The organism is Citrobacter sp. Cpo030 (assembly GCF_030333005.1).
Taxonomy (GTDB): domain Bacteria; phylum Pseudomonadota; class Gammaproteobacteria; order Enterobacterales; family Enterobacteriaceae; genus Citrobacter; species Citrobacter portucalensis.
Genome location: NZ_JAOWGT010000048.1, coordinates 1 through 11,728 on the forward strand (window position 1 = coordinate 1; position 11,728 = coordinate 11,728).

Annotated in this window: 9 protein-coding genes and 1 pseudogene; 9 read left to right on the forward strand and 1 reads right to left on the reverse strand. The window is 48.7% G+C overall.

Features of this window, described 5'->3' with window-relative positions; all coding sequences use genetic code 11:
• Positions 1-977: pseudogene (locus OGY37_RS06060) on the forward strand (IS3 family transposase); the annotation flags it as partial.
• Between the two features lie 297 nt (positions 978-1,274).
• Here the strand turns inward: OGY37_RS06060 and OGY37_RS06065 are convergent.
• A complete protein-coding gene (locus OGY37_RS06065) occupies positions 1,275-1,520 on the reverse strand; it encodes a hypothetical protein (RefSeq protein ID WP_057687788.1) in 246 nt (81 codons plus the stop codon).
• Between the two features lie 191 nt (positions 1,521-1,711).
• Here OGY37_RS06065 and OGY37_RS06070 point away from each other — a divergent pair, with 191 nt between their 5' ends.
• From OGY37_RS06070 to tdcG, 8 genes are all read left to right on the forward strand, one after another.
• Entirely contained in the window at positions 1,712-1,921 is a 210-nt protein-coding gene (locus OGY37_RS06070) for a hypothetical protein (protein ID WP_071681678.1), read from the forward strand.
• A gap of 993 nt (positions 1,922-2,914) precedes the next feature.
• On the forward strand, positions 2,915-3,853 hold the full coding sequence (gene tdcA, locus OGY37_RS06075) for a transcriptional regulator TdcA (protein ID WP_286620343.1): 939 nt from the start codon (positions 2,915-2,917) through the stop codon (positions 3,851-3,853).
• 98 nt (positions 3,854-3,951) lie between these two features.
• Positions 3,952-4,941, forward strand: coding sequence for a bifunctional threonine ammonia-lyase/L-serine ammonia-lyase TdcB (gene tdcB, locus OGY37_RS06080; RefSeq protein ID WP_003828594.1), 990 nt, complete (start codon positions 3,952-3,954; stop codon positions 4,939-4,941).
• A gap of 22 nt (positions 4,942-4,963) precedes the next feature.
• Entirely contained in the window at positions 4,964-6,295 is a 1,332-nt protein-coding gene (gene tdcC, locus OGY37_RS06085) for a threonine/serine transporter TdcC (RefSeq protein ID WP_079938296.1), read from the forward strand.
• A gap of 31 nt (positions 6,296-6,326) precedes the next feature.
• A complete protein-coding gene (gene tdcD / locus OGY37_RS06090; RefSeq protein WP_286620345.1) occupies positions 6,327-7,535 on the forward strand; it encodes a propionate kinase in 1,209 nt (402 codons plus the stop codon).
• A gap of 28 nt (positions 7,536-7,563) precedes the next feature.
• Positions 7,564-9,858, forward strand: coding sequence for a formate C-acetyltransferase (pflB, locus tag OGY37_RS06095; RefSeq protein WP_043017750.1), 2,295 nt, complete (start codon positions 7,564-7,566; stop codon positions 9,856-9,858).
• A gap of 13 nt (positions 9,859-9,871) precedes the next feature.
• Positions 9,872-10,267 carry an enamine/imine deaminase gene (locus tag OGY37_RS06100; protein ID WP_003828585.1) on the forward strand — a complete coding sequence of 132 codons (396 nt, stop codon included), beginning with the start codon at positions 9,872-9,874 and terminating at the stop codon, positions 10,265-10,267.
• Positions 10,268-10,354: 87 nt separating this feature from the next.
• A complete protein-coding gene (tdcG, locus tag OGY37_RS06105; protein ID WP_286620347.1) occupies positions 10,355-11,719 on the forward strand; it encodes an L-serine ammonia-lyase in 1,365 nt (454 codons plus the stop codon).
• Positions 11,720-11,728: the final 9 nt, after the last annotated feature.

Consider the following 11,728-nt stretch of genomic DNA (forward strand, 5'->3'; position numbering starts at 1 on the left):
GATGCTCAGGCCGAGATCCGCCGTCTCCAGAAAGAGCTGAAACGGGTTACCGACGAACGGGACATATTAAAAAAAGCCGCGGCGTACTTCGCAAAGCTGTCCGACTGAGGTACGCCTTTATCCGTGACAACTCCTGTTGCTGGCCTGTTCGCCTGCTCTGTCGGGTGCTGGATGTTCATCCCAGTGGTTTTTACGCCTGGCTTCAGCAGCCGCATTCACAACGCCATCAGGCAGACCTGAGACTGACAGGACAGATTAAACAGTTCTGGCTGGAGTCGGGATGCGTCTATGGTTATCGCAAAATCCATCTGGATCTGCGTGACAGCGGGCAACAGTGCGGAGTAAACAGAGTCTGGAGACTGATGAAACGTGTCGGAATAAAGGCTCAGGTCGGATACCGAAGCCCGCGGGCACGTAAAGGCGAGGCCAGTATCGTGTCACCCAACAGGCTCCAGCGACAGTTCAATCCGGATGCTCCTGATGAGCGTTGGGTAACGGACATAACCTACATCAGGACCCACGAAGGCTGGCTGTATCTTGCCGTTGTTGTTGATCTGTTCTCACGCAAAATTATCGGCTGGTCCATGCAATCCCGGATGACAAAGGACATTGTCCTGAACGCACTGCTGATGGCTGTATGGCGGCGTAATCCCGAAAAACAGGTGCTGGTTCATTCGGATCAGGGCAGTCAGTACACAAGCCATGAGTGGCAGTCGTTCCTGAAATCACACGGCCTGGAGGGTAGCATGAGCCGTCGCGGTAACTGCCATGATAATGCGGTTGCAGAAAGTTTTTTCCAGTTGTTGAAACGTGAACGGATAAAGAAAAAGATCTACGGAACGCGGGAAGAAGCCCGCAGTGATATTTTTGATTACATCGAAATGTTTTATAACAGTAAGCGTCGGCATGGTTCTAGCGAACAGATGTCACCGACAGAATATGAAAACCAGTATTATCAACGGCTCGGAAGTGTCTAGATTATCCGTGGCGATTCAGTCGTCAGAGTCCGCGTGTAACTCTTTCACTGTGAGTTCGTCATTTCGAACCATAAACACCACATTAAATTCAACATTACCAGTGCCCCGCCAACGGTTAGAACTTTGACCTGACTCTGTCCAAATCACGTTGTCATCAGATAATTTACAGTCGAATGAAAAACGCTAGTTATCCGAAGGGCGCATGTATGAAACAGTAAACACTCCAGCCGTTTTCGTTTTGGCTACTTGAGTTTTACCCACACTCTCTGCAAGACCTCATTGCCATGATACAAGTCCTTAATCATTAACTTCGACGGTATACCGCCCGCCTTTGTCCTTAATTATGTACTGATATACGTCATCGCAGAACACAGTGACTGAGCCACCAAAAGCAGCAGGGAAGACACCATTCACTTTGTCACATTGATAACCAGCATTACGAATAACAGCCTGGCTTTCTGATTTCAGTTCAGGCGATCCATCACTCGCCAGCACGCAATTGGACATGCTAACCCCCAGAAATACCGCAACAATCTTTTTCATAACAGCCTCATTAGTTGAGTAAAGTTTGTGCACCATAGGCAAACACATGGATGTGCTTAGATTACTTTAATCGATTGATATTATAAAATCGATCGGTAAAATTGATCAATATGGTTACTATAATCGCCTAAGGAGATTGAAGATTGCTAAGTAGTAGTGATTGGTGAAAAACGAACATTGAGGGGTTAAGGATGAAAGGTTCTGTATTGATGTTTTGCAGTTTGTTGTTGCCGTTTAACGCCAGCGCGGGTCGAATAACGATGAGTAACCCAGATCAATCGACGATGGAAAATGGTCGGACTCTCTGTGTTTATAGCAATAGCATTTACACGTTTACCTATATCACGAAGTCGAAACATTGCCCGTACAGCAAAAGCTTCGACACGGCTGATAGCGAGTAAATTTCAGGACTATCGTTGTGATACAAAGTGGGATACAGTCTGTGATACAAGACAACACAAACGCCACAGATGCCTGACGTATGGTTGATTTTTCCTGACTTATCGGTCAGCTTCACTCTTTATAAAACCCCGCTTCGGCGGGGTTTTTGCTTTGTAGGTTTTGAATCACCGCACTGGTTGTTATGCCTGATGGCGCTGCGCTTATCAGGCCTACAAGGATGGCAGGAACGGGTTTTGTAGGCCGGATAAGGTGTTTACACCGCCATCCGGCAGACGTTTTCCCTGTCGCGTTATGATTGGTTTAACACGATTCTGGCGTTTATTTTCTCTTCATCTACTCTTTATTTGACCTTTATTTATGCGCTGAACGTCTTTTATTTGAGGGAATACGTTGTGGGATATTTCTAATTTTGTGACGACCAACACAAAACGCTGTGCGATACGTTTTTATCGAGAATAATCGAACGCAATCGATCGCCATCACAAAATTACTTGCTAATAAATCGCACAAAATCAGTGTTAATGTGATGTTACATATGATAATTGTTTGTGTTTTTTAGATTGAATTTTAATAAATGTAATGTTTCTTTACAAACAAATATGGCGAAAAAATGTGATGCATAACGTTATTTAATCGCCATAATCATTAAAATATAATTAAATTTGATAAGTTGTTTATTAAATTTAAGCGCCATCTTGCCTGATAATTGTTCTGTAATTGATTGAAATATAGCCTTTCATGGTTTTAAAAAATAGTGGAAAAAATGGAGGTGTTATAGCCATAAAAAATCGTTATCCCCCCATCTTTTTTTGATTAAAGTCAGGATAAAGCGAGATCGATAATTCATATCTATATGATTATTAAGTGATTTAAATTTTAACGATAGTCTTACAAAATGTAAGTCAAGGGGATTTGTGAGGGGTAGCACATATCCTTGTTCGCTTAATTTGGTACACTTCCTGCCGTCAACAAAGTAATTAACGCAGGTCGATATGAATACTATTACACTCCCTAAAACACAGCACTTAGTGGTCTTTCAGGAAGTCATTAGAAGCGGTTCTATCGGCTCAGCTGCAAAAGAATTAGGTTTAACTCAACCCGCTGTCAGTAAAATCATCAATGATGTTGAGGCTTATTTTGGTATTGAGTTGGTAGTACGTAAAAATACTGGTGTGACATTGACTCAGGCAGGTCAGGTGATGCTCTCATGGTCTGAATCTATTACCCGTGAAATGAAAAACATGGTTGATGAGATGAACAGCATGACGAGCAACGCGGTCGTTGATGTGTCGTTTGGCTTTCCTTCACTGATTGCCTTCACCATCATGTCCGGCATGATTAAAAAATTCAAAGAAGTGTTCCCGAAGGCGCAGGTTTCTATGTATGAAGCTCAGCTCTCCTCCTTCTTACCGGCGATTCGTGACGGACGTCTGGATTTCGCCATCGGTACGCTGAGTGATGAGATGAAACTGCATGATCTGCACGTTGAGCCGCTCTTTGAGTCAGACTTTATCCTGATTGCCAGCAAGTCCCGAACATGCACCGGCATCACCTCGCTGAGCGCGTTGAAAAACGAACAGTGGGTGTTGCCACAAACGAATATGGGGTACTACAGCGAACTTCTTACCACGTTACAGAATAATGGCATCAGCAGTGAAAACATCGTTAAAACAGACTCTGTCGTTACGATTTATAATCTTGTTCTCAATGCTGATTTCTTAACAGTAATTCCCTGCGATATGACCACACCGTTTGGCTCAAACCAGTTTATTACTATCCCGGTAGAAGAAACTTTACCCGTCGCGCGTTATGCCGCCGTGTGGTCGAAAAATTATCGAATTAAAAAAGCAGCATCTATTTTGGTGGAATTAGCCAAAGAGTATTCATCATATAATTGTCGGAGACGAAGGCAATTAATTGAAATTGATTAAAAATTGAATTTGTTTTAACACGAAATAAACGCCATCTGTCTATATCTGACAATGGTCACGGCTATCTATTTACTTTAATACCCAGGTAAGAGGTTCTAATGCACATTACATACGATCTCCCAGTTGCAATTGAAGATATCCTCGAAGCGAAAAAAAGACTTGCGGGGAAAATTTATAAAACGGGAATGCCTCGCTCTAACTATTTTAGTGAACGTTGCAAAGGGGAAATTTTCCTCAAATTTGAAAACATGCAGCGTACCGGTTCATTTAAAATCCGTGGTGCTTTTAACAAGCTCAGTTCATTAACCGAAGCTGAAAGATGTAAGGGCGTGGTGGCTTGCTCTGCAGGTAACCATGCGCAAGGCGTTTCTCTCTCCTGCGCTATGCTCGGAATCGACGGCAAAGTGGTGATGCCGAAAGGCGCTCCGAAGTCTAAAGTAGCGGCAACCTGCGATTATTCTGCAGAAGTTGTACTGCACGGCGACAACTTCAACGACACCATCGCTAAGGTTAGCGAGATTGTGGAAACTGAAGGCCGTATCTTTATTCCACCCTATGATGACCCGAAAGTTATTGCTGGTCAGGGCACTATTGGTCTGGAAATTCTGGAAGATCTGTACGATGTCGATAACGTGATTGTGCCAATTGGCGGTGGCGGACTGATTGCTGGTATTGCGGTGGCAATTAAATCTATTAACCCGACCATTAAAATTATTGGCGTGCAGTCTGAAAACGTTCACGGCATGGCGGCTTCTTTCCACGCTGGAGAAATAACCACGCACCGAACGACCGGCACCCTGGCGGATGGTTGTGACGTTTCCCGCCCGGGTACTTTAACGTATGAAATTGTTCGTGAGTTGGTGGATGACATTGTCCTGGTCAGCGAAGACGAAATTCGCAACAGCATGGTGGCATTAATTCAGCGAAATAAAGTTGTGACTGAAGGTGCCGGCGCGCTGGCATGCGCAGCATTATTAAGCGGGAAATTAGATAGCTATATCCAGAACAGAAAAACAGTCAGCATTATTTCTGGCGGTAATATCGACCTTTCTCGTGTATCTCAAATTACTGGTTTAGTTGACGCTTAATATACTTCGTTGAGGATAGGATATGAGTACTACTGATAGCATTGTATCCAGCCAGACAAAACAGTCGTCCTGGCGCAAATCGGACACCACCTGGACACTGGGTTTATTTGGTACAGCCATCGGCGCTGGGGTGCTGTTCTTCCCTATCCGCGCAGGTTTTGGCGGACTGATCCCCATTCTGATCATGCTGGTGCTAGCATACCCCATCGCCTTCTATTGCCACCGTGCGCTGGCACGCCTGTGTCTTTCCGGTTCTAACCCTTCCGGCAACATCACAGAAACGGTTGAAGAGCATTTTGGTAAAACGGGTGGCGTGGTTATCACGTTCCTCTACTTCTTTGCGATTTGTCCGCTGCTGTGGATTTATGGCGTCACCATTACCAACACCTTTATGACCTTCTGGGAAAACCAGCTGCAGATGCCAGCGTTAAACCGTGGCTTCGTGGCACTCTTCCTGCTGCTGTTGATGGCATTCGTCATCTGGTTTGGTAAAGATCTGATGGTTAAAGTGATGAGCTACCTGGTATGGCCGTTCATTGCCAGCCTGGTGCTTATTTCTCTGTCCCTGATCCCATACTGGAACTCTGCGGTTATCGATCAGGTTGATCTCAGCAATATCGCACTGACCGGCCATGACGGCATCCTGGTTACCGTGTGGCTGGGTATTTCCATCATGGTGTTCTCTTTCAACTTCTCACCGATTGTTTCTTCCTTCGTGGTCTCCAAACGTGAAGAGTATGAGAAAGATTTTGGTCGCGAGTTCACCGAGCAGAAGTGTTCTAAAATCATCTCTCGCGCCAGTATGCTGATGGTTGCCGTGGTTATGTTCTTCGCCTTTAGCTGCCTGTTCACGCTGTCTCCGGCAAACATGGCGGATGCGAAAGCACAGAACATTCCAGTACTGTCTTACCTGGCAAACCACTTCGCTTCACTGTCCGGTACGAAGTCCACCTTCGCGACCGTTCTGGAGTACGGTGCTTCAATCATCGCACTGGTTGCTATCTTCAAATCTTTCTTCGGCCACTATCTGGGCACGCTGGAAGGTCTGAACGGTCTGGTGCTGAAGTTTGGTTACAAAGGCGATAAAACGAAAGTTTCTGCCGGCAAACTTAATACCATCAGCATGATCTTCATCATGGGCTCCACCTGGGTAGTGGCTTACGCCAACCCGAACATCCTGGACCTGATTGAAGCAATGGGCGCGCCGATTATTGCCTCTCTGCTCTGCCTGCTGCCGATGTATGCCATCCGTAAAACGCCATCACTGGCGAAATACCGTGGCCGTCTGGATAACGTGTTTGTTACCGCGATTGGTCTGCTGACCATCCTGAACATCGTCTACAAACTGTTCTAATCCTTAAGCTCAGGATGAGCGGAGTAGTGAAATGAATGAGTTTCCGGTAGTACTGGTTATTAACTGTGGTTCGTCTTCTATTAAATTCTCAGTGCTGGATGCAGCAAACTGTGAAGTTTTAATGGCGGGGATCGCAGACGGTATTAACTCTGAAAATGCGTTCATAGCAATTAATGGAGGAGAGCCAGCTAAGCTGGCTCACCACAGCTACGAAGATGCATTAAAAGCAATTGCCGTTGAACTAGAGAAACGTAATTTAATGGACAGCGTGGCCTTAATTGGCCACCGCATTGCCCACGGCGGAAATATCTTTACTGAATCAGCAATTATTACTGACGAAGTTATCGATAATATTCGCCGGGTATCACCATTAGCACCGCTACATAATTATGCGAACCTGAGTGGGATCGAATCCGCTCAGCACCTTTTCCCGGGTGTGCAGCAGGTTGCGGTATTTGATACCAGCTTCCACCAGACGATGGCTCCTGAGGCCTATCTGTACGGTTTACCGTGGAAATATTTTGAGGAGTTGGGCGTTCGTCGTTATGGCTTCCACGGCACGTCGCATCGCTATGTTTCTCAGCGAGCGCATGAGCTTCTCGACCTGCAGAGTGATGACTCCGGTCTGGTTGTGGCGCACCTGGGCAACGGCGCGTCAATCTGTGCGGTACGTAATGGACAGAGCGTTGATACCTCAATGGGCATGACGCCGCTGGAAGGGCTGATGATGGGCACACGCAGCGGCGACGTCGATTTCGGCGCCATGGCGTGGATTGCCAGCGAAACCAACCAGACGCTGAGCGACCTTGAGCGCGTAGTGAATAAAGAGTCCGGTTTACTGGGTATTTCCGGTTTGTCCTCTGACTTACGTACGTTAGAAAAAGCCTGGCACGAGGGACATGAGCGTGCGCAGCTGGCGATTAAAACGTTTGTGCATCGTATTGCACGCCATATCGCCGGACATGCCGCATCGCTGCATCGTCTTGATGGGATTATTTTCACCGGCGGAATTGGTGAGAACTCGGTATTAATTCGTCGTCTGGTTATTGAACACCTTGCCGTTTTAGGTGTGAATATCGACAGCGAGATGAATAGCCTGCCAAATTCCCATGGCGAAAGAATTATCTCTAATAAAGATACTCGTGTTATTTGTGCGGTAATTCCCACAAATGAAGAGAAAATGATTGCACGTGATGCCATTGCCTTAGGCAAAATTAATACACCAGTAGAATTTGCATAATTAATTTTCAGCAGAGAGATTATTTTTCATGAAGGTAAATATCGATACCAGCGATATGCTGTATGCCGAAGCCTGGAATGGCTTTAAAGGTACGGACTGGAAAGAAGAAATTAATGTCCGTGATTTTATTCAGCACAACTATACGCCTTATGAAGGGGATGAATCTTTCCTCGCCGAAGCAACGCCTGCGACCACTGCATTGTGGGAAAAAGTTATGGCGGGCATCCGTATTGAAAACTCGACGCACGCGCCGGTTGATTTCGATACCAATATTGCTACCACGATAACCGCGCATGATGCGGGTTATATTGAACAAGAACTGGAAAAAATCGTCGGTCTGCAAACGGATAAGCCGCTCAAGCGCGCTCTGCATCCTTTTGGCGGCATCAACATGATCAAAAGCTCTTTTGATGCTTATGGTCGTGAGATGGATGCTGATTTTGAATACCAGTTTACTGAACTGCGTAAAACCCATAACCAGGGCGTATTCGACGCCTACTCTCCGGATATGCTGCGCTGCCGTAAATCCGGGGTGCTGACCGGCCTGCCGGATGGTTACGGTCGTGGTCGTATCATCGGTGACTATCGCCGCGTCGCGCTGTACGGTATCCGCTATCTGGTGCGTGAGCGTGAACTGCAGTTTGCCGATCTCCAGTCGAACCTGGAGTGGGGCCAGAATCTTGAAGCCACGATTCGTCTGCGCGAAGAGCTGTCTGAACACCGTCGCGCCCTGCTGCAAATGCAGGAAATGGCGGCGAAATACGGCTGCGATATCTCCCGTCCGGCGCGTAATGCGCAGGAAGCGGTGCAGTGGGTGTACTTTGCTTACCTGGCTGCGGTGAAATCTCAGAACGGTGGCGCTATGTCGCTGGGCCGTACCGCATCGTTCCTCGACATCTACATTGAGCGCGATTTCAAAGCGGGAATTTTAAACGAGCAGCAGGCGCAGGAGCTGATCGACCACTTCATTATGAAGATCCGTATGGTGCGCTTCCTGCGTACGCCGGAATTCGACACCTTGTTCTCAGGCGACCCTATCTGGGCGACCGAAGTTATCGGCGGTATGGGGTTGGATGGCCGCACGCTGGTGACGAAAAACTCGTTCCGCTATCTGCATACGCTGCACACCATGGGCCCGGCACCTGAGCCGAACCTGACGGTGCTTTGGTCTGAGCAGCTACCGATTGCCTTCAAAAAGTACGCCGCCCAGGTGTCTATCATCACTTCGTCTTTGCAGTATGAAAACGACGATCTGATGCGTGCCGACTTTGACAGCGATGACTATGCCATTGCCTGCTGCGTCAGCCCGATGGTTATCGGCAAGCAAATGCAGTTCTTCGGGGCGCGTGCCAACCTCGCCAAAACGTTGCTGTATGCAATCAACGGCGGCGTGGATGAGAAGCTGAAAATCCAGGTCGGGCCGAAAACGGCACCGCTGATGGATGACGTGTTGGACTACGACACGGTGATGGAGAGCCTGGACCACTTTATGGACTGGCTGGCGGTGCAGTACATCAGCGCGCTGAACATCATCCACTATATGCACGACAAGTACAGCTACGAAGCTTCGCTGATGGCGCTGCACGATCGTGATGTCTATCGCACGATGGCCTGTGGTATGGCGGGTCTGTCCGTGGCGGCGGATTCTCTGTCGGCTATCAAATACGCTCGCGTGAAACCGATTCGCGATGAAAATGGTCTGGCGGTTGATTTCGAAATCGAAGGCGACTATCCGCAATACGGTAACAACGACGAGCGCGTAGACAGCATTGCCTGCGACCTGGTCGAACGCTTTATGAAGAAAATTAAGGTGTTGCCAACCTACCGTAACGCGGTGCCGACGCAGTCCATTCTGACCATTACCTCCAACGTGGTGTACGGACAGAAAACCGGTAACACGCCGGATGGACGTCGCGCAGGTACGCCGTTTGCGCCAGGGGCGAACCCGATGCACGGCCGCGATCGCAAAGGTGCGGTAGCGTCGTTAACCTCGGTTGCCAAACTGCCGTTCACCTATGCCAAAGACGGTATCTCGTACACCTTCTCCATTGTGCCGGCAGCGCTGGGCAAAGAGGATGGAGTGCGTAAAACCAACCTGGTCGGTCTGCTGGACGGTTACTTCCACCATGAAGCACATGTGGAAGGTGGTCAGCATCTAAACGTTAACGTTATGAACCGTGAAATGTTGATGGATGCCATTGAGCACCCGGAAAACTATCCGAACCTGACGATCCGCGTGTCTGGCTATGCGGTGCGCTTCAACGCGCTGACCCGCGAACAGCAGCAGGATGTTATTTCACGTACTTTCACCCAGGCGCTTTGACGCTGGAGGGGCTATGAGAAAAGTAATTGCAACCGAATGTGCGCCAGGGGCGATTGGGCCTTACGTACAGGGTGTGGATCTGGGCAGCATGGTGTTGACGTCAGGTCAAATCCCGGTGTGTCCACAGACAGGTGAAGTGGCTGAAAACGTAGCCGATCAGGCGCGTCAAAGTCTGGAAAACGTGAAAGCGATCGTCGAGTCCGCAGGTTTGAAAGTAAGCGATATCGTGAAGACGACCGTTTTCGTTTCCGACCTGAACGACTTCGCCACCATTAACCAGGTGTACCAGCAGTTCTTTGATGAGCATAAGGCAATCTACCCCACGCGCAGCTGCGTGCAGGTCGCCCGCTTACCCAAGGATGTGAAGCTGGAGATTGAAGCCATCGCCGTACGTGGCGACACGCTGTAATCCCTTGCGGGGCGATCTCAGGATCGCCCCGATCCTTAATGAGTGTGAAACCTGGTCTTCACTGAACGGCAATCCGAGGGTGTGGATATGATTAGCGCATTCGATATTTTTAAGATTGGCATTGGACCTTCCAGCTCCCATACCGTGGGGCCAATGAACGCAGGTAAAAGCTTTATCGATCTGTTGGTCAGCTGCGGGGAACTTCCCAAAGCTACGCATATTGTGGTCGATCTTTATGGATCGCTTTCCCTGACCGGAAAAGGTCATGCGACAGATGTCGCCATCATGATGGGACTGGCCGGTAACAGTCCGCAAAACGTTAATATAGATTCTATCGCTGGTTTTACTCAGGAAGTGGCCCGTACCGGACGTTTACCGGTTGCAGAGGGCACGCATATTGTCGATTTCTCCCCAGACAAAAATATCCTCTTTCACGCCGAAACGCTGCCGCGCCATGAAAATGGCATGCGTATCACCGCATGGAACGGCACCGAGACGCTATTAAGCAAAACCTATTACTCCGTCGGCGGTGGTTTTATCGTTGAAGAGGAGCAATTTGGTCAGGCGCATGATGTTGAAGCACACGTGCCCTACAATTTTCATTCCGCCAGCGAACTGCTGAAATTGTGCGAGCGCAACGGGCTATCCGTTTCCGGCCTGATGATGCAGAACGAACTGGCGATGCGTAGCAAAGAAGAAATCGATGCTGGTTTTGCCGCCATCTGGGACGTCATGCAAGCCGGAATCGAGCGCGGCATGAACACCGAAGGCGTCCTGCCGGGTCCATTGAACGTCCCGCGCCGCGCCGTGGCATTACGCCGGTTGCTGGTTTCCAGCGATAATCTGTCCAGCGACCCGATGAACGTTATCGACTGGATCAACATGTTCGCGCTGGCCGTGAGCGAAGAAAACGCTGCCGGATGCCGGGTTGTGACGGCACCGACCAACGGAGCATGTGGGATTATCCCTGCCGTATTGGCCTATTACGACAAGTTCCGCCGTCCGGTAAATGCAAACTCCATTGCTCGTTATTTGCTGGCCGCTGGGGCGATAGGCGCGCTGTATAAGATGAACGCCTCTATTTCTGGTGCTGAAGTCGGCTGCCAGGGTGAAATTGGTGTAGCCTGTTCAATGGCGGCTGCCGGGCTGACCGAGTTGCTCGGCGGTAGCCCGTCGCAGGTTTGTATTGCGGCGGAAATCGCCATGGAGCATAACCTGGGGCTGACCTGCGATCCGGTTGCTGGACAGGTGCAAATACCGTGTATTGAACGCAATGCGATCAACGCGGTAAAAGCCGTCAACGCCGCACGTATGGCGCTACGTCGCACATCTGAGCCACGCGTTTCGCTCGATAAAGTGATCGAGACCATGTATGAAACGGGCAAAGATATGAACGACAAATACCGCGAAACGTCACGCGGTGGCCTGGCGATTAAAGTGGTTTGTACCTGAGATGAAAGG